Source organism: Gordonia sp. LUNF6, from assembly GCF_047041125.1.
Taxonomy (GTDB): Bacteria; Actinomycetota; Actinomycetes; order Mycobacteriales; family Mycobacteriaceae; genus Gordonia; species Gordonia sihwensis.
In genome coordinates, this window is sequence record NZ_CP178181.1 from 2650137 (window position 1) to 2668362 (window position 18226).

At 69.5% G+C, this 18226-nt stretch carries 17 protein-coding genes; 3 read left to right on the forward strand and 14 right to left on the reverse strand.

The window, feature by feature from the left end:
* Positions 1 to 16: 16 nt before the first annotated feature.
* The 7 genes from ACK8HH_RS12415 to lepA form a co-directional block, all read right to left on the reverse strand.
* On the reverse strand, positions 17 to 1012 hold the full coding sequence (locus ACK8HH_RS12415) for a sulfate/molybdate ABC transporter ATP-binding protein (protein WP_006897627.1): 996 nt from the start codon (positions 1010 to 1012) through the stop codon (positions 17 to 19).
* Between the two features lies 1 nt (position 1013).
* Complete coding sequence (cysW, locus tag ACK8HH_RS12420; RefSeq protein WP_062367881.1) at positions 1014 to 1925, reverse strand: sulfate ABC transporter permease subunit CysW; 912 nt, start codon at positions 1923 to 1925, stop codon at positions 1014 to 1016.
* Entirely contained in the window at positions 1922 to 2764 is an 843-nt protein-coding gene (gene cysT / locus ACK8HH_RS12425; RefSeq protein WP_006897625.1) for a sulfate ABC transporter permease subunit CysT, read from the reverse strand. The genes cysW and cysT overlap by 4 nt, the downstream gene beginning before the upstream one ends.
* On the reverse strand, positions 2761 to 3828 hold the full coding sequence (locus ACK8HH_RS12430) for a sulfate ABC transporter substrate-binding protein (RefSeq protein WP_045539110.1): 1068 nt from the start codon (positions 3826 to 3828) through the stop codon (positions 2761 to 2763). The genes cysT and ACK8HH_RS12430 overlap by 4 nt, the downstream gene beginning before the upstream one ends.
* A gap of 168 nt (positions 3829 to 3996) precedes the next feature.
* Positions 3997 to 4197, reverse strand: a complete 201-nt coding sequence (locus tag ACK8HH_RS12435; protein ID WP_006897623.1) for a hypothetical protein — start codon at positions 4195 to 4197, stop codon at positions 3997 to 3999.
* A gap of 114 nt (positions 4198 to 4311) precedes the next feature.
* On the reverse strand, positions 4312 to 6351 hold the full coding sequence (locus ACK8HH_RS12440) for a M3 family metallopeptidase (protein ID WP_278124340.1): 2040 nt from the start codon (positions 6349 to 6351) through the stop codon (positions 4312 to 4314).
* The gene (gene lepA, locus ACK8HH_RS12445) at positions 6351 to 8240 is read right to left on the reverse strand and encodes a translation elongation factor 4 (protein WP_039867867.1); all 1890 of its coding nucleotides are present in this window, start codon (positions 8238 to 8240) and stop codon (positions 6351 to 6353) included. Before lepA ends, ACK8HH_RS12440 begins: the two co-directional genes overlap by 1 nt.
* Before the next feature lie 138 nt (positions 8241 to 8378).
* On the opposite strand from lepA, the gene ACK8HH_RS12450 reads away from it, so the two are divergent.
* Positions 8379 to 9047, forward strand: a complete 669-nt coding sequence (locus tag ACK8HH_RS12450) for an alpha/beta fold hydrolase (RefSeq protein ID WP_278124342.1) — start codon at positions 8379 to 8381, stop codon at positions 9045 to 9047.
* 78 nt (positions 9048 to 9125) lie between these two features.
* Here the strand turns inward: ACK8HH_RS12450 and ACK8HH_RS12455 are convergent, their stop codons facing one another.
* On the reverse strand, positions 9126 to 10223 hold the full coding sequence (locus ACK8HH_RS12455) for a sulfotransferase family protein (protein ID WP_278124344.1): 1098 nt from the start codon (positions 10221 to 10223) through the stop codon (positions 9126 to 9128).
* A 202-nt stretch (positions 10224 to 10425) separates the two neighbouring features.
* Here ACK8HH_RS12455 and rpsT point away from each other — a divergent pair, with 202 nt between their 5' ends.
* Positions 10426 to 10686, forward strand: coding sequence for a 30S ribosomal protein S20 (gene rpsT / locus ACK8HH_RS12460; protein WP_006897618.1), 261 nt, complete (start codon positions 10426 to 10428; stop codon positions 10684 to 10686).
* Positions 10687 to 10856: 170 nt separating this feature from the next.
* On the opposite strand, the gene holA is transcribed toward rpsT, so the two are convergent.
* From holA to ACK8HH_RS12480, 4 genes are all read right to left on the reverse strand, one after another.
* Positions 10857 to 11798, reverse strand: coding sequence for a DNA polymerase III subunit delta (gene holA / locus ACK8HH_RS12465; RefSeq protein ID WP_082084083.1), 942 nt, complete (start codon positions 11796 to 11798; stop codon positions 10857 to 10859).
* Entirely contained in the window at positions 11686 to 13308 is a 1623-nt protein-coding gene (locus tag ACK8HH_RS12470) for a ComEC/Rec2 family competence protein (RefSeq protein ID WP_278124346.1), read from the reverse strand. Before ACK8HH_RS12470 ends, holA begins: the two co-directional genes overlap by 113 nt.
* 4 nt (positions 13309 to 13312) lie before the next feature.
* Complete coding sequence (locus ACK8HH_RS12475; protein ID WP_039867183.1) at positions 13313 to 14353, reverse strand: helix-hairpin-helix domain-containing protein; 1041 nt, start codon at positions 14351 to 14353, stop codon at positions 13313 to 13315.
* A gap of 113 nt (positions 14354 to 14466) precedes the next feature.
* Positions 14467 to 15336 (reverse strand): GntR family transcriptional regulator, encoded by an 870-nt coding sequence (locus tag ACK8HH_RS12480; protein ID WP_006895982.1) that lies wholly within the window; start codon positions 15334 to 15336, stop codon positions 14467 to 14469.
* A gap of 94 nt (positions 15337 to 15430) precedes the next feature.
* Between ACK8HH_RS12480 and ACK8HH_RS12485 the strand changes: the two genes are divergently transcribed.
* Positions 15431 to 16624 carry an FAD-dependent monooxygenase gene (locus ACK8HH_RS12485; protein WP_045540213.1) on the forward strand — a complete coding sequence of 398 codons (1194 nt, stop codon included), beginning with the start codon at positions 15431 to 15433 and terminating at the stop codon, positions 16622 to 16624.
* On the opposite strand, the gene ACK8HH_RS12490 is transcribed toward ACK8HH_RS12485, so the two are convergent.
* Positions 16625 to 17473 carry a DegV family protein gene (locus ACK8HH_RS12490; protein WP_045540214.1) on the reverse strand — a complete coding sequence of 283 codons (849 nt, stop codon included), beginning with the start codon at positions 17471 to 17473 and terminating at the stop codon, positions 16625 to 16627. It abuts the gene before it with no gap.
* Positions 17474 to 17515: 42 nt separating this feature from the next.
* On the reverse strand, positions 17516 to 18226 hold the full coding sequence (gene octT / locus ACK8HH_RS12495) for a diglucosylglycerate octanoyltransferase (protein WP_006895979.1): 711 nt from the start codon (positions 18224 to 18226) through the stop codon (positions 17516 to 17518).

Below are 18226 nucleotides of genomic sequence, written 5' to 3' on the forward strand. Positions count from 1 at the left end.
GTGCCGTACCGAATCCCTAGTCGGCCGAGAGTTGCGGAACTTTCGTGGCGCGCGCGAAGATGTCCTCGCCGGCCACCAGACGCAGGGCGTTCTGGTCACCGCGCGTGATCTGCGCGACGAACTCCTCGCCCGACGCTGCCGAGACCAGTTCCACGCGGGTCTCGAAGCCGAGATTCACCACGCGCTTCACCCGCGCCTTGATCACGCCGGTGTCCAGCGCGGTCTCGGCGGGCGGATAGACCATCTCGGCCGAGCGGCCGAGCCGGATGTCGTGAGGACGCACCAGTTCGCCGTTCAACCGCGAAATCGATCCGAGGAACGACGCGACGAAGACGTTGTCCGGCCGGTCGTACAGATCGTCGGGCTTGCCGACCTGCTCGATGCGCCCCTTGTTCAGCACCGCGATCCGGTCGGAGACGTCGAGCGCCTCCTGCTGGTCGTGTGTCACGAGGACCGTCGTCACGTGCACTTCATCGTGCAGCTGACGCAGCCATTTGCGCAGGTCCTCACGCACTTTGGCGTCGAGGGCGCCGAAGGGCTCGTCGAGCAGGAGCACCTGCGGATCAACGGCCAGAGCGCGGGCCAACGCCATCCGCTGACGCTGACCGCCCGAGAGCTGAGCCGGATAGCGCTTCTGAAAGACGGTGAGTCCGACGATGTCGAGCAGCTCGTCGACCTTCGCCTTGATCTCGTGCTTGGGCCGCTTGCGGATCTTCAGGCCGAAGGCGATGTTGTCGCGGACGGTGAGGTGCTTGAACGCGGCGTAGTGCTGGAAGACGAACCCGATGTCGCGCTGCTGCGGCGACGCACCCGAGACGTCGACGCCGTTGATCCGTACCGTTCCCGAATCGAGCCGATCCAGACCCGCGATGGCGCGCAGGAGCGTCGACTTGCCCGATCCCGACGGGCCGAGCAGGGAGGTCAGGGATCCCTCCGGGATGTCGATGGAGACGTCGTCGAGGGCCGCGAAGTCGCCGTAGCGCTTGTTGGCGCCGATCACCGAGATGGACATGTCAGTTGTTCTCCTCGCCCGCGCCGACGGCCGTCGGCGCGTGGGCAGCCTCGTGTTCGTTCCGGTCCGCGGACACGGCCTTCATCGTCTCCGCGCTCGCATCCGCGAGCTTGCCCTTGGCCCGGCGCTCGATGAGCGTCATCACGACCAGGACGAGAATGGCGACCATCATGAGCAGGGTCGCCGCGGCGTACGCCCCGTACTCGTTGTAGTCGTCGGTGTACCTCGAGTTCACCAGCAGCGTCAGCGTCTGCGAGACTCCCGGGAAGTTCGACGACACCATCGTGACCGCGCCGAACTCGCCGAGCGCGCGGGCGATCGTCAGGACCACACCGTAGGTGAGACCCCATCGGACGGCGGGCAGTGTGATCCGGCTGAACGTCTGCCAGCCGGTGGCGCCGAGCGTCGCGGCGGCCTCCTCCTGCTCGGTGCCGATCTCGCGCAGCACCGGCTCCACCTCGCGGACGACGAAGGGCAGGGTGACGAAGATCGTGGCGAGCACCATGCCCGGGATCCCGAAGATGACGCGGAATCCGAGCGACTCGATGCCGCCGAACCAGCCCTCGGCGCCCCACAGGGCGATCAGCGCCACGCCGACCACCACCGGCGACACCGCGAACGGCAGATCGACCACCGCCTGCAGCACTCCCTTGCCCCGGAACCGGCCGCGCGCGAGGGCGAGAGCGGTCAGGACTCCGAAGATCACGTTGAGCGGCACCACGATCGCCACGATGAGCAATGTGAGCTGGAGCGCCGAGATGGCCGCCGGCGTGGTGATCCACTCCCAGAACTGCCCCAGCCCGTGCTCGAACGATCGCCAGAAGATCAGTCCGACGGGTACGACGAGCAGCACCGTCAGGTACAGCAGTGCGATGGATCGCAGCGTCAATCTGGTGAGACGAGAGACGATCATTCCGAGCCCTCCCGGCGGGTCTGGATCTTGGCCACGACACGCAGCAGGAACAGGACGACGAAGGCGATGACCAGCAACGCCACGGACACTGCGGCCGCGTTCACCGGCTCGTCGACCTCGATCTGCTGCTGGATGTACTGCGAAGCGACCTGCGTCTTGCCCGGGATGTTGCCGCCGATCAGAACCACCGAACCGAACTCGCCGATCGCGCGGGTGAACGCCAGTCCGGCACCGCTGAGGATCGCGGGCAGCAGCGCGGGCAGCACGATTCGCGACCAGATCACCCGATTGCCGGCGCCCAGGACCGCGGCCGCCTCCTCCACCGAGGTGTCGAGTTCCATCAGGACCGGCTGCACCTGCCGGACGACGAAGGGCAGCGTCACGAAGGTCAGCGCGAGGACGACGCCCGGCTGGGTGGCCGCCAGGTGGATGTCGAAGGGACTGTTGGGCCCGTAGAGGGCGAGCAGCACCAGGCTGGCGACGATGGTGGGCAGCGCGAAGGGCAGGTCGATGATGGCGTTGACGACACCCTTGCCCGGGAACTCGTCACGCACCAGCACCCAGGCGATCACGGTGCCGAACAGCACGTTGACGACGCCGACGATCAGCGACACCACAACGGTGATGCCCAGCGCCTGCAGCGCCGCCGGATCGGTGATGCCGTCCCAGAATCCGCCCGCGCCGTCGTCGAAGGCCTGAGCGGCGATCGCGGCGAGCGGAAGCAGCACGATGATGCTGAGCCACAGCCCGGTTATCCCGAGCGAGAGCGGTCCGTCGGGCCGCCATCCGCGGCGCGGCGCGAAGTCCTGGGTCTCGTGAGAGACGCGCTCGGTGGTCACCGTCCGGCCTCCCGCGCGTAGATCTCACTGATCTCGCCGCCGTTGCCGAACAACTGCTTGTCGACCTTCTTCCAGCCGCCGAGATCGGCGACGGTCCACTCCTTGCGGATGTCTCCGGGGAACAGGTGGGCGGTCTGCCGCGCGACGTCCGGATCCACCGGCCGGAACCCCGCCTCGGCCCACAGCTTCTGGCCCGGGGTCGAGAACAGGTACCTGACGAAGGCCCGCGCGGCGGCCGGATCGGTGCTCGTGTTGACCACCGCGACCGGATTCTCGATCTTGAAGGTGACCGAGGGCACGATGTAGTCGATGCGGTCGGCCGGCGGCGAACTCGCATTCTTGCGGGACAGCATGATCGCCTCGTTCTCATAGCTGATGAGGACGTCGCCCTGCCCCTGCTGGAAGGCCGAGGTGGCCTCGCGTCCGGACTTCGGCAGCACCTTCACGTGATCGCGGACCAAGGCGCTGACGTAGTCCAGCCCGGCCTGGGGGTTCCGGCCGCCGTCGCTCTTGGCCGCGTACGGAGCGAGCAGGTTCCACTTCGCGGACCCGGAACTGCCCGGGTTCGGCGTCACCACTTCGATGCCTGGCCGCAGGAGATCGTCCCACGTATGGATGTTCTTGGGGTTGCCCTGGCGGACGACGAGCGCGACCACCGACCCGAAGGGAATCGAATCGTTCGGCGCCTGCTGCTGCCAGTCCTCATCGACGACACCGGCGTCGACCAGCCGGGTGATGTCGGGCTCCACGGAGAAGTTGACCACGTCGGCCGGCAGACCGCGGGCCACCTTCCGCGACTGATCGCCGGACGCGCCGTACGACTGGGAGAAGCCGACGTCGTGACCTTCCGGCGTCGCGCGGAAACCGGGAATCACCATGTCGAAGCCGACCTTGGGGGTCGCGTAGGCCACCAGGTTGAGATGCCTGCTTCCCGAGGAGATGTCGATGCCATCGGGACGGTCGGTGGATCCGCCGCCGCACCCGGCCAGCGCGGCGACGAGTGCCAGCGCGACCGTCACGCATGCCGCCTTGAGTGCTGCGCGCTGAAGAGTTCCCGTGCTCACCCGAAGAACCTAACCACCGCGCCGGGCCGCTCTCAACGCCGCGATTCGTGTCTCCGCGAGGGTGGTGACGCGGCGTCGAGGTTGTGCTAGCGGAGGATCAGCCAGGCGAGCAACACGAGAACGAGCAGTGCCACCAGAGCAATCGTGACCTTGGAACGAAACATCGCGTCAGATACCCAATCCGTGATCGTCGTCGGCCTCCGCGCGGCCGAGCTTCGAGAAGAGTCGTCCGACCAGGTAGTTCACCCCGGACGCGACGAGCGTGGCCAACGGCACCAGCACCACGGCGGTGACGATGAGCTGCGGGACGAAGGGCAGACCGGTGAGCCACTCCTCGACCCCGTCCCACCAGGACAGAACGCCGTTCACCGCTCGATCACCTCATCTGCACTCGCACTCGCGCGGTTTCGCCCACACTGATTTGAAACCCTACTCGCCGGGTGCCTGCGACGGGGGTCACGCCACTGCCCCGGCACCGCCGCGCTACGCGAGCCCACGGCGGAGCAGCAGCGGTTCGATCCGGGCGCTGTGGCCGATCATGGCGGCATGCGCGGCGACCGGATCGACGCTGTCGCCGCGCGACAGCACCGCCTCGGCGAACGCCGCTCCCAGTTCCGGTCTGAGACCGCCGCCCGCCAGGAACCACTGCTCGGTCTCGGCGTCGAGGATCTCCGACCAGATGTACGAGTAGTACGCCGACGAGTAACCGCCGCCGAAGACGTGGTTGAAGTACGTGCTGCGGTACCGGGGCGGAATCAGGTCGGCGGCCAGCCCGGCATCGGAGAGTGCGCGGCGTTCGAACTCCAGCACGTCGTCGGGGATCGCGTCCTCGGCGAGCCGGTGCCATGCGAGGTCGAGCGCGGCGGCGGCGAGGTACTCGACGGTGGAGTGCGCCGATTCGGTTCCGGTCGCGCCGCGGACGGCGTCGATGAGCTCGGCCGGCGCGGGTTCACCGGTGAGGTGGTGCCGCGCGTAGCCTGCCACCACCTCCGGGTGCAGCGCCCACATCTCATTGACCTGCGACGGGAATTCAACGAAGTCCCGCGGCACGCTGGTTCCGGACTGCGAGACGTAGTCGACCGCCGACAGCAACCCGTGGATCGCATGTCCGAACTCGTGGAACAGCGTCGTGAGTTGGTCGAGGGAGAGCAGACACGGACGGCCCGGCTCGGGACGGGTGAGGTTCAGGACGTTGACCACGATCGGCGCCGTGCCGAGTTGCCGGGACTGGTCGACGATGTTGTTCATCCAGGCGCCGCCCCGCTTGGACGGCCGGGCGAAGTAGTCGCCGAGGAACAGCCCGATCCCGGTGCCGTTGCGGCTCACCTCCCACACCCGGACGTCGGGATGGTAGCCGGCGAGGTCGTCGCGCTCGGCGAAGCTCAACCCGTAGAGGCGTCCGGCCGCGGCGAAGACCCCGTCGGTGATGACGGTGTCCAGCTCGCAGTAGTCCGCGAAGCCGTCGATGTCGATCGACTCGGCAGAGCCGGCGGCACGGGCCCGCTGATCGGCGGCGAGCCAGTAGGTCACATCGGCCGCACCGAGCGGACCGCCGGCGAGTGCGGCCAGGCGCGCGAGCTCATCGTCGGCGGCCTTCATCGCCGCGGCGCCGAGCCGAGCCAGGAGATCGGCGACAGACTGCGGCGACGGTGCCGTCTCTTCGGCGATCACGTACTCGGCGTGGTTCGCGTAGCCGAGCAGGGCCGCGCGCCGAGCGCGCAGCCAGACGATCTCGAGGATCGACTCCCGGGTGTCGTGGGCGTTGCCGCGGGCACACCGGACCGCGGAGGCGTCGAAGACGCGGCGACGCGCGGCGGGGTCGGTGAGCTTGGCGACCGTCGCCTGACTGGTCGGGAGTTCGAGGGCCACCAGGTAGCCGTCTCGACCGGCGTCGGCCGCAGCGCGTGCAGCCGCGGCGATCTCCGAGGGCGACAGCCCGTCGAGGTCCGCGGCGTCCTCGAAGTGCACGGCCGAATCGTTGGTGTCGTCGAGCAGGTGCTGGCCGAAGTCGGTGGTCAGCGTCGCCAGTCGGGCGGAGATCTCCCGCATCTGTTCCTGCCCCGCCTCGTCGAGGGCCGCGCCGGACCGGATCGCGTCGCGATACCGCTGCTCCAGCAGGCGCGTCTGCGCCTCGTCGAGGTCGAGTTCGGCGCGACGCTCGTACAGCTCGGCGATGCGCGCGAAGAGCGCGGGGTTCAGCGCGATCGCGTTGGCGTGCTCAGTGAGGCGCACCGCGAGGACCTGCGCGATCTTCGCGCGCTGCGGATTGCTGTCGGGCCCCTCGAGATTGAAGAAGATCCCGTTCACCCGGGCCAGCGACCGTCCCGACGCCTCCAGCGCGGCCACCGTGTTGTCGAAGGTCGGGGCCTGCGTCGAGTCCGCGATCGCCTCCACCTCGGCGCGATGCTCGGCGAGCGCGATGTCGTACGCGGGCAGGAAGTCGTCGTCGGAGATCGACGCGAAATCCGGAAGCCCATACGGCAGCGGCGAGTCGGCGAGAACCGGCGACGTCGTGGCCGCCACTACTTACCCTTCGGCTTATCGCCGAGTTCGTCGGTGGACAGCGCGGCGACGAAGGCCTCCTGCGGAACCTCGACCCGCCCGATCGTCTTCATCCGCTTCTTGCCCTCCTTCTGCTTCTCGAGCAGTTTGCGCTTGCGGCTGATGTCGCCGCCGTAGCACTTGGCCAGCACGTCCTTGCGGATCGCGCGGATGTTCTCGCGGGCGATGACCTTCGACCCGATGGCGGCCTGAATCGGCACCTCGAACTGCTGGCGCGGGATCAGGTCCTTGAGCTTGAGCGCCATCCGGTTGCCGTAGGAGTACGCCGAGTCCTTGTGGACGATCGCGCTGAACGCGTCGACGGCTTCGCCCTGCAGCAGGATGTCGACCTTCACCAGATCGGCCTGCGCCTCTCCCGACTCCTCGTAGTCGAGGCTGGCGTAACCGCGGGTGCGCGACTTGAGCGAGTCGAAGAAGTCGAAGATGATCTCCGCCATCGGCATCGTGTAGCGCAGTTCGACGCGGGTCTCCGACAGGTAGTCCATGCCGCCGAGCTCGCCGCGGCGCGACTGGCACAGCTCCATGATCGCGCCGATGAACTCACTGGGCGCGATCACCGTGGTCTTGACCATCGGCTCGAAGATCTGGCTGGTCTTGCCGGTGGGCCAGTCGGACGGATTGGTCACGATGTGCTCGGTGCCGTCGTCCATCACCACGCGGTACACCACATTGGGCGCGGTGGAGATCAGGTTGAGGTCGAACTCCCGCTCCAGCCGCTCGCGGGTGATCTCCATATGCAGCAGGCCGAGGAAGCCGCAGCGGAAACCGAAGCCGAGCGCCACCGACGTCTCGGGCTCGTACGTCAGGGCCGCATCGTTGAGCTGGAGCTTCTCGAGTGCCTCGCGCAGGACCGGGTAGTCGGACCCGTCGACGGGATACAGACCCGAGTAGACCATCGGACGCGGCTCGCGGTAACCGGTGAGCGGCTCGTCGGCGCCGTTGCGAGCGGTGGTGACGGTGTCACCGACCTTCGACTGCCGGACGTCCTTGACGCCGGTGATCAGATAACCCACCTCGCCGACGCCGAGACCCGCGCTGGCCTTCGGCTCCGGCGAGACGATGCCGACTTCGAGCAGCTCGTGCGTCGCGCCGGTCGACATCATCGCGATCTTCTCGCGCGGGACGATGCGTCCGTCCACCACGCGGACGTACGTGACCACACCGCGGTAGGTGTCGTACACCGAGTCGAAGATCATCGCCCGGGCCGGCGCATCGGGGTCGCCGACCGGGGCGGGGATCAGACGGACCGCCTCGTCGAGCAGTTCCGGCACGCCCACGCCGGTCTTGCCGGAGACGCGGAGCACCTCCTCGGGTTCGCAGCCGACGATGTGTGCGATCTCCGCCGCGTAGCGGTCGGGGTCGGCCGCGGGCAGGTCGATCTTGTTGAGCACCGGGATGATGGTGAGGTCGTTCTCCATCGCCAGGTACAGGTTCGCCAGCGTCTGCGCCTCGATCCCCTGGGCGGCGTCCACCAGCAGGATCGCACCCTCGCACGCTTCGAGCGCGCGGGAGACCTCGTAGGTGAAGTCGACGTGACCGGGGGTGTCGATGAGGTGCAGCACGTACTCCTCGTCGCCCACCTTCCACGGCAGCCGGACGTTCTGCGCCTTGATGGTGATGCCGCGCTCGCGCTCGATGTCCATGCGGTCGAGGTACTGCGCGCGCATCTGCCGTTCCTCGACGACGCCCGTCAGCTGCAGCATCCGATCGGCGAGGGTGGACTTGCCGTGGTCGATGTGCGCGATGATGCAGAAGTTGCGGATCTTTGCGGGATCGGTGAACGTCTTGTCGGCGAAGCTGGGAATCTCACTCACTCCTTGCGCGGCGGGCCCGGGTGAAGCCCGGTGCAGATCACCCTCCAGTTTCGCACGACACCGGCCGGCAGTTCACCCCGCCGCCCCGCGCGAGGCGGGCCGCCGCAGGCCCGACGGCCCGCAGCGCGGCCGCACCACCGATTAGGCTCGACGCATCATGGGTACGGACAGGCGATGACTGACAACGAGTTCACGGTGGAGACGGCGACGGTCGCGGCGGACGTGACGTGCCCGGACGAACCCCGCGGACTGGTGATCCTCGCGCACGGAGCGGGCGCCGACCGCCGGGCCGCGATCCTGCGGGCGGTCGGCGGCGCCCTGGCCGCCCGAGGACTGGCGGTCGCGCGCATCGATCTGCCGTACCGGCAGGACCGGCCCAAGGGTCCGCCGTCACCGTCGAAGGCGGCCCGAGACCGCGACGGCATCCGCGAGGCGGTGGCCGAGCTGCGATCCGCGGCTCCCGGCCCGCTGATCGTCGGCGGACACTCGTACGGCGGACGTCAGGCGTCGATGGTGGCGGCCGAGGACCCGGATCTGTTCGACGGGCTGTTGCTCACTTCGTACCCACTGCATCCGCCCGGGAAACCCGACCGCATGCGGACCGACCATCTCCCCGCGATCACCGCGCCGACGCTGATCGTGCACGGCCGCAGCGACGCCTTCGGAACGTCGCAGGAGTTCGCCGAGGCGATAGACCTGTTCGGCGGTCCGGTGCGAGTGCTCGAAGTGGAGCGGGCCGATCACAGCCTCAAACCCGACCGGAGCGGCGTCGCCGACCTGACGGCCGATGCGGTCGACGCATGGCTCCTGCCCGCGGCCGCCGAGCGCGCGGAACGACGATGAGCAGCGCACCGCGGCACCCGGCCCGCTGCCGTCGACCGGACGTTCCCAATGCGCCGGCGAAGTCCGCTTCCTGACCCGTCAGCGCATCAGCCGGCGCCGCACCCGCCGCACGAGATCAGCCGCGCGCGTGGTCAACGCGGGACTGCGGTCGGGCACCGGACCGGTCTTCGCCCACAGTGCGATCACATCGAGCGCGGCCTCGACGATGTCGCCGTCGGTGACAGCGGCGGACTCGTCCCCCGCGGTGGCGGTCACTCGAAGGTCCTGAACTGTTCCGGCGACCGGATGTCCGCGCCGGACGAGTTCGGCGACCATCTCCTCCGACTTCCTCGCGGCCCAGGCCGCCTGCGGCCCGGTCAGCCCCTCAGGCCGGCCGTCGCGCGTCGCGAACAGGTAGTCGCCGATCAGAACGCCTTTGACGAGACGCTCGTACCGGCGCCATTCGATGTCCTCGGGCTGCAGCCGGCCGTTGAGCCTGCGCAGCAGTTCGGTCTGCGTCGCCGACAGTGACTTGTTGCTGCTGGGCACCTCCGCGGGCAGGTCGGCCGGATCCATGCCGAGCGCGCGGACGAAGCGCTCCCACAGACCGTCGCCGTCGCTCGCGGTTCCGGGCGCCGGAACGGTGACGATGTGAACGCGTTCGGGACCGACCACCTCCGACCAGTCCGCAGTGATCCGCCGGTAGTCCTGGAACTCCCAGAACGGTTCCTGATCGGGGCCGGCGTGGTCGTCGGAGATCGACTCGACGAACTCGTCGAGCGTCGCCTGTCGCTGATTCTTGACGTTCTCCTGCCAGACCGATGGGACCTGTCTGGCCAGATCGCGCACCGTGAGCACGGCGTGCACCTCGTCTGCGAAGCTCAGGTCGGCCACCAGGCGCCGGATGTGCTCCGGACCGGCGTTGGCGAACAGCTCGTGCGAGACGAGGGACGAGCCGCGCCAGGCCCGCATCTGTGCGACCATCGACGGCCACACGCCGGCGTGTGCGGGATCGGCCCAGTCGAGGTAGCGCTCGGGCTGCAGGTGGGCCGCGGCGTGGAAGTGGTCGTCGATCCGGTTGCCCGGATAGAGCAGCCCGGCCCGGGCGAGGGCGTGGTCGCGGTTGCGCCACAGCCGATCCTGAACGTGCGTGGTTCCGGTCTTCGGCAGACCTACGTGGACATAGACGACTGACATAGTGCTTCCACTGTAGGCAGCGGTGCGGACCGCCGGATGACGCTCGCACCTCGGGTGCGGGCGATTTTGGCGCTTCCTGCGACGCTGGTATCGTTGACCGCTGTTGCGATGGACGCTGGCCGATGACCGGACCGCTCTGTCGCCGATGGGTACAAACGACAGTCGGCCGAGGGCCGCACAGGACGCCAGAAGAGGACATCGCGTGGCTAATATCAAGTCTCAGATCAAGCGGAACAAGACCAACGAGAAGGCACGTCAGCGCAACCAGTCGATCAAGTCGGCCCTGCGTACCGCCATCCGCAACTTCCGCGAGACGGTCGCCTCGGGCGACAAGGACAAGGCCGCCGAGCTGCTCGTCACGACCAGCCGTCAGCTGGACAAGGCTGCGTCGAAGGGCGTCATCCACAAGAACCAGGCCGCCAACAAGAAGTCGGCCATGGCTCTCGCGGTCAACAAGCTCTGACGCCGGGCGGCCTTCGGGCCGCTCCGCTTCGTTCTGCTGAGCGAGGCCACAACAGAATCACACTTTCGCAAACACCTCGATGACGGGCCACGGAGTCATCGAGGTGTTTGTCGTCGCACGCTTCCGGGTCCCGATCTCGCGCGACGGTGGCCGACGCGGAGACACACCGCCTATCGCCGGCGCGGACGCAGACGCGCCACAGTGGCGACCGCGTGCTCCAATGCGTAATCGGGATCGGCGGCCTGTCCCTTGACGGCACCGTTGAGGTCGGCGACCACGAGCACCGCCTCGCCGATCGACGCCGAATCCCAGGCTCGAGCCTGGGTCTGGATCTTCCCGACCCGGCCGGGCGACATCCCGAGCTCCGAGGCGAGGGAGTACTTGTCGCCGCCGCCCATCGACCGGACCCGCGCGATGGCGTGCACCGCCTCCGCGAGCGCGTCCGCGAGCAGAACACGCGCGGTGCCGTGGTGTTCGGCCCAGGCGAGCGATTCGAGCGCGCCGGCGAGGTCACCGGTCACGGCCTTGTCCGCGACCTCGAAGCCCGTCACCTCGGGACGCCCGGTGTAGTAGAGCCGAACGGCGGCGGCGTCGACCTTGTTGCCGGTGTCGGCGACCAACTGGTGGCAGGCGGCCGAGAGCTCCCGCAGATCCGACCCCACCATTTCGGTGACCAGTTCCACCACCTCGGCGCTGACCCGGGCGCCGAGCGCGCGGAACTCCGCGCGCACGAAGTCCATCCGCTCCGACGGCCACTTGGGCGCCGCGCACGCGAACTCCTGGGCCCCGGCCTTCTTCAGTTCACCCACCATCGACTTCTGCCTGCCGCCGCCGGTGTGCACCACCATCAGCGTGATGCCCTCGGGCAGCGCCTTGGCGGACGCGGTGATGAGCGCCGCGGGCTCCTTGCCCGCATCCGCGGCGGACTGCACCACGACGATGCGTTCCTCGGCGAACAGCGACGGACTCAACAGTTCAGCCAACTCCGGCGCGGTGACTTCACCGGCGCGGACGCGGGTGACCGGTACGTCGACCCCCGCCTCGCGACTGCGCTCGGCCGAGACCTTCGAGATGACGCGCCCGGTCAGGAAGTCGTCGTCTCCGAGTAGCAAGTACAGCCGATCGCTCACATCGAACATGGTGCCAGACACCCCGGACACGACCGCGGCTGCGCCACCCCAGCACGCCGGCCGCGCCGAGGACCAGCACCGTGACCGCGGTCGGTCCCGGCACGGTCAGCGTGGACCACCGCGGCCCTCCCAGCCAGTCGGCGACCGCGATCAACCACCTCGTCGGCGGACCCGCGGCGCGCACCAGCAGTTCGGCGAGAACGGTGGTCGGTCCGTAGCGCGGTCCGAGCCCGCCGATCACCGCCGCCGCCGTGCCCAGCAGTCCGGCGATGCCCACGACCGGCACCGCCAGCAGATTCGCCGGAACCGACAGGAGGTTCACCGTGTCGGTGACGGCGATCAGCAACGGCGTGGTGAGCACCTGTGCGGCGAGGGTCATCGACAACAGCGTCGCCGGCGCTTCGGGGACCCCGCGACGCACGAGCGCCGAGCGGATCGGCACCGACCACAGCACCAGCCCGAGCGTCGCGACCACCGACAGCGCGAACCCGGGAGCGAGCGCCATCTGAGGCCACAGCAGGGTCACCACGATCACCGCCGTCCCGAGAGCGGGGAGCGCCTGAGCCCGTCGCGAGCCCAGACCCGCAGCCAGGCCCACCGACCCCATCACCGCCGCTCGCAGCACACTGTCGGTGGGGCGGACCAGGATCACGAAACCGATGATCGCGAGGCCGCCCAGTATCGCCACCGTGCGCTCGGACGCTCCGCACGACCGGACGCCGAGAATCACGGCGCCGCACACGAGCGCGAAATTGCTGCCGGAGACAGCAATGAGATGTGCCAGACCGGCGGCCCGGAAGTCGGCGGCCGTGCGTTCGTCGAGTCCGCTCACATCGCCGAGGACGAGTCCCGGCAGCAATCCCGCCGACCGCTCGGGCAAGGCCCGCAGCGACACATCTCGCAACCGCTCCCGGACGGTACCGGCAGCGCGCTGCCACCACGGCGGTCCCCGCAGCCCGGTCATCGGACCGGTCGCGGTCAACTGCGCGGCCTGCAACCGGTCGGCCGCACGGTCACGCGGTGGCCGGACGCGGACTCGTACGCGGTACCGCTCGCCGGGCAGCACATCCGGGCCGTCCACCGGCGCGGTCAGCTGTGCCGCGACCGGTCGCTGGCGGAGGCCGCTCAGCGCACGGACGGTGACCGGAACGCGCATGCGTCCGCCGGTGAGGAACACCGGGTCGCCGGTGGTCTCCACCTCGACGGTCGGCTTGCCCTCAGCGGTTCGGATCGGTGCGGAGTCGACGGCGATCACTCGCAGGACGACGGCCAGCGCGGACGCCGCGATCAATCCGCACGCCGCTGCGGCCGAGACGCCGATCGCGCGACGCAGGCCCGCGTTCCGCCTGCTCCACACCGCTGTGGCGATTCCGGCAGCCCCGAATCCGGCGCTTATCGACACGCTCACCGCGACCGGCGCCGCGAGCGCCGTCGCCGCGGCCGCCCAGCATCCCGCGGCCGGTGCCGCGAGCCGCAGGTCGGACGTGCGCACCTCGCTAACCGACCGTCACCAGCGGCTTGAGCTTGGCCAGCCTGCCCGGTCCGATGCCGTCCACCTCCGCGAGCCGGTCAACCGAGTCGAACCGGCCGTGAGCCTGCCGCCAGGCCAGAATCGAGGCTGCCGTCACCGGGCCCACTCCGGGCAGCGCGTCCAACTGCTCGGCGGTGGCCGTATTCAGATCGACGAGGCCGGTGCCCGCCGCCGGCGCACTGCCGCCGGGAACCGATGGCGACTCCCCCGCCGGCGCCGAACCCGCCGCCACCACCGCGCTGCGGACCGTCGCCTCCTCCCCGCCCCTGCCGATGAGGATCTGGTCTCCGTCGTGCAGCGGCTGTGCCATGTTCAGGCTCAGCAGATCGGCGCCGGGCCGGGCCCCGCCTGCTCGCTTCAGCGCGTCCGCCACTCGCGCCGCACCGGTCAGTTCCACCAGACCCGGCCGATTGACCAGACCCACGACGCTCACCACGATCCGCGGAGACGACGGCGGCGGTACCGACGCGGAATCGCCGCCGGATGCGGCCGCCGGCGCGCGCGGGCCGGCGCTCGACTCGAAGGCCACCAGCGGCGCCGTCGGCTCGTTCTGTTTCAGCAGTGAGTACCCGGCGATCGCACACGCCACCAGACCGACGACGATCAGGCCGATCGCGGCCGGCGGCAGCATCGTGAACCGGCGACGCGGCGCATCCCATTCGTCGTCCCACGGCTCCTCATCGTCACCGTGCCGGGATCGGTCGCCGTCACCGAGCGACTCGATGCCCGCCGGCTCGTAGCGCTCCGGCTCATAACCTTCCTGCTCATAGCCTTCCTGCTCGTAGTCGTCGGGGCGGTCGGCGCCGTCCTCGTCCTCCGGTTCATCCGAGAGGCAGTCGAATTCAGCCCGCTGCGACCACGCCCGTCGGCCCTGGGGCGTATCGAGCCAGTTCGGCATGCCAGTGACACCCCACGGCGTGTCGGCCCGCGGGGCCGGCCCCGCCAGGCGTGCCAGTGGATCGGCCCCGGTTGCGCGGTCGCGGGCCACCCGCTTGTTCCTCCCCATGCCGGGAAGAGTAGGCAGCGCGCCCGCCGCGCGGCGGTGCCGATCCGGCGATCCCGGTCATCTGTGGACCGCTTCGCCGAACTCCACAGACGCGGCGCACGCGTCGAGCCCGCTCAGCTCACGGACGACTCGATGCCGTCGAGGAATCTCCGCAGCGCCGACGTCAACAGCACCTCGGGATCGTACGGGTACCCCACCTCCATGATCCGGCGCATGTTCGGGAACCGATCCGGTGGCGTCAGTCTGCGCAGCTCCGCCACCTGGGTGTCCATCCACTCGTCGTTGCTCATCCCCGTCTCCGCGGCGTCGGCCAGCTCCGGCTCGAGAGTCAGACCCACCGCCCGGATCAGATTCAGCAGGCCGAGATAGTCGGTGAACGCCTGCACCGGATCGAGTCCGGTGGCGTGAAGCGCGGACAGCATCGATTCGGCGAGCGGCATCGCCTGGGGCATGGCCGCGGGCCGGGTCATCGAGAGCGCGCCCGCCAGCCACGGGTGACGGACCATCGTCGCCCACATCGACGTCGCGGCCGCCTCCAGATCGGCGCGCCACTGTCCCGACGCGTTCGGTGCCCGCACTTCGCCGAGGACCCGGTCCACCATCGCGAACTCGAGTTGTTCCCGGCTCGGCACGTACCGGTAGACGGCCATCGTCGGAATCTCGAGCGCCGAGGCCAGCCGTCGCATCGACACCGCGGCGAGCGACTCGGCGTCGGCGATCGCGACGGCCGCGCTCACCACGCCGTCCGCGGTCAGCACGGCGGGGTCGCCGCCGTCCGGTGCGAGCACCACGCTGCCCCGTCCGGGCACCGACTCGATCAGACCGTCCGCCTGCAGCAGCGAGAGCACGCGGCTCGCCGTCGCCATCGCCACGTTGTGGTCGCGCATGATCGCCCGGGTGGATGGGACGGCGTCGCCCGGGCGCAATCGCCCGGTGACGATCCGCATTCGCAACTCGTCCGCGATCTGCTCCGCTCGGCTCATCTGACCGCCCTCCCCCAGTGCTCTAGTGCACTTTTACGAAAAGTACACGTGAACACCGTATCGCAGTGCACTCGATACGGCGTACGGTCGCAACATGAAGAAGTTGGAGATCCTCATCAGCGGCGCATCGATCGCCGGCCCCGCATCCGCTCTGCTCCTGGCCCGGCAGGGGCACCGGGTCACCGTGGTCGAACGGGCTCCCCGGCTCCGCCCCGGCGGCCAGACCGTCGATCTGCGCGGGGCCGGACGGACCGTGATCGACCGAATGGGACTGACGCCGGCCACCGACGCACGCCTGCTCGACCAGCGCGGGATCGCGACGGTCGACGCCCGCGGCCGACGACGCAGCGAACTGCCCGTGGAAGCCTTCGGCGGCAACGGCATCGTCTCGACTCACGAGATCCTGCGCGGCGATCTCGCCGAGGTGCTCGTCGGGGCCGTGCCGGAGTCCGTCGAGTACCTGTGGGACGACTCGGTACGCGCCATCGAACAGCACACCGGCTCGGTGACCGTCTCCTTCGAGCGCGCCCCAGACCGCTCGTTCGACCTGGTCGTCGGTGCCGACGGGCTGAGGTCCGCGGTGCGCCGCGCCGCCTTCGGCCCCGACGACCGCCATCTGCGGCCGATCGGGCTGCGGTACGCCTGGTTCACGGCGACCATCGATCAGCCGCTCGACGGCTGGTATCTGATGCACAACAGCCGCGGCGGCCGAGTGGTGTCGGCCCGCCCGTCACGCGTCGACGGGACGGTCAAGGCCTCGCTCGCCGTCCGCGGAAGCGACCCGGAGCCGCTGCACGACCGCGAGAGCCAGTGGCGCATGCTCGAGGAAGCGTTCGACGGCGTCGGATGGGTGGCGCCCCGATTGCTCGAGCAGATGCGCTCGGCGACCGACTGGGCGTACGCCGATCTCGCTCAGGTGCGGATGGAGCGTTTCGCCTCCGGGCGGGTGGCGCTGGTCGGCGACGCCGGTTACTGCCCGACACCGCTGACGGGTCTGGGCACCACCCTGGCTCTGGTCGGGGCATACGTCCTGGCCGGTGAGCTCGGGCGTTCCGGCGGCGAGGTCGCGCCCGCGCTCACCGAGTACCAGGCGGTGATGCGGCCGTTCATCGCGCGTACTCAGCAGCTGCCGCCCGGCGGCGCATCAGGATACGCGCCGTCGAGCCGTGCGGCCGTCGCCCTGAGCCGCTTCTCCTACTGGTCGATGAACAAGTGGCCGATGCGGTCGTTGCTCGCCGGCCAGTTCGCCAAGGCCGACGGCATCGATCTGCCCGACTACGGCGCGTGATCAGCGCAGGGGCCCCAGTCCGTGTCCGAGGCTGATGCCGACCGCCCCCGGCCCCACGTGGCTGCCGAGCACGGCGCCGAGATCGACGACGATGGTGGAGGTGATGTTCTCCAGCCGCCTGCTGATCTGCGCGAGCACCTCGGTCGCCAGGTCGGGGTTCTGACAATGCTGGATCCCGACTGTCACGGCGTCGTCGCCCGCGAGTTCCACTGCGGCGTCGAGCATCTTCGCGACCGCCTTGGTGGACGTGCGATGCCGTTCGCGCAGCGTCAGGAGCCCGTCGGACATGTGCAGGATCGGCTTGATCGCCAACGCCGAACCGAGCAGGTGTCCGGCGGCGCTGATCCGGCCGCTGCGCCGCAGATTGTCCAGCCCCTGCACGCAGAGCAGTGATTCGGCCGTCGCGGCCGCCCGGACCGCGGCCTCGTACACCTCGTCCCGAGACGCGCCGTTCTCGGCCGCCTGAACCGCGGCCATCGTCGTCAGGCCGAGCGAGATCCCGACCGAGCGCGAGTCGACGACGCGGACCTCACCGTCGGTCTGGTCCGCCGCCAGACGCGCGGCGCCCCACGTGCCCGACAGCCTGCGCGAGATGTGCACGGCCACCACCCCGTCGCCCTCGCTGGCCTCCCACGCCTGCGCGTACGCGCGCTTGAGATCGCCGAGGTTGGCACCGGACGTGGTGACCTTCTGGGAGCCGATGACGTCGGGCGGGATCTCGTCGACGCCTTCGGCGTACTGGGCACCGTCCTCGGTGTGCAAGTACAGCGGCACCTGGCCGATCCTGTGCTCGTCGAGGAGTGTCGCGGGCAACCGCGAGGACGAATCGGTGACGACGACGACTGGCACCCCTACACGGTAGCCGGTCGGTTTGGGTGATTCGACGGTGAGTCAGCCGAGAACGGCGCGGACCGCGGGCGTCATGAGCGCGGCGATCCGTCGGTGGGCCTCGAATCCCCAGTGGATGCCGTCCGGGTTCATCTCGACCGCCGGGTCGGCGAACGCCTCCGCCGTCACCGGATAGAAGTCCACGGTCGGCAGTCGGTGGCGTCGCGCCCACTCGCTGATCGCGGCCGTGGTCGGGATCCGGCCCGGGTGGACGTTTCCGTAGTACGGGCTGTCGTGGGTCGGAGGCAGCGCGACGACGACCGGCAGATCCGGACGCAGGTGCGCGAGCGCACCCCGGATCTTTTCGAAGTAGCGTGCGGTCTCCGCCGGCGGAATGGCCATGGGCCAGCCGATCGGCGACAACCGGGGCTGCAGCCAGCCGTAGGCGCCGCGCACCGCCTGGCGTAGCTTCGCCGGCCGCACGTATCGGATCTGCTCGCGCAGCGCGGTCGGCAGCGGCGACGGCAGCGAGTCCATCCCGCCGAACGCCAGCACGAGGACCTCGGCTTCCGGCACCGCGGCCCACACCCGCGGGTCCTGCGTGATCGCCCACCAGATGTCGCGGCTGGTCCAGCCGATACGCGCGAAGAGTTCGACGTCGCGGCCGGTGTCCGCACCCACCAGGTTGGGCCAGATCCGCGGATCGTCGGCGGCGAGCCCTCCAGTGGCTCCGTAGAAGGACAGGGAGTCGCCCAGCACCATGATCGAACCCAT

What these genes read in the sequence shown, in the direction of transcription:
- ACK8HH_RS12455 (WP_278124344.1), bottom strand. Translation starts at nt 10,223, where the DNA reads ATGTCAGTCGTCTATGTCCACGTAGGTCTGCCGAAGACCGGAACCACG.
- ACK8HH_RS12485 (WP_045540213.1), top strand. Translation starts at nt 15,431, where the DNA reads ATGAAGAAGTTGGAGATCCTCATCAGCGGCGCATCGATCGCCGGCCCC.
- ACK8HH_RS12450 (WP_278124342.1), top strand. Translation starts at nt 8,379, where the DNA reads ATGACTGACAACGAGTTCACGGTGGAGACGGCGACGGTCGCGGCGGAC.
- octT (WP_006895979.1), bottom strand. Translation starts at nt 18,226, where the DNA reads ATGGGTTCGATCATGGTGCTGGGCGACTCCCTGTCCTTCTACGGAGCC.
- cysW (WP_062367881.1), bottom strand. Translation starts at nt 1,925, where the DNA reads ATGATCGTCTCTCGTCTCACCAGATTGACGCTGCGATCCATCGCACTG.
- ACK8HH_RS12475 (WP_039867183.1), bottom strand. Translation starts at nt 14,353, where the DNA reads ATGGGGAGGAACAAGCGGGTGGCCCGCGACCGCGCAACCGGGGCCGAT.
- ACK8HH_RS12480 (WP_006895982.1), bottom strand. Translation starts at nt 15,336, where the DNA reads ATGAGCCGAGCGGAGCAGATCGCGGACGAGTTGCGAATGCGGATCGTC.
- ACK8HH_RS12415 (WP_006897627.1), bottom strand. Translation starts at nt 1,012, where the DNA reads ATGTCCATCTCGGTGATCGGCGCCAACAAGCGCTACGGCGACTTCGCG.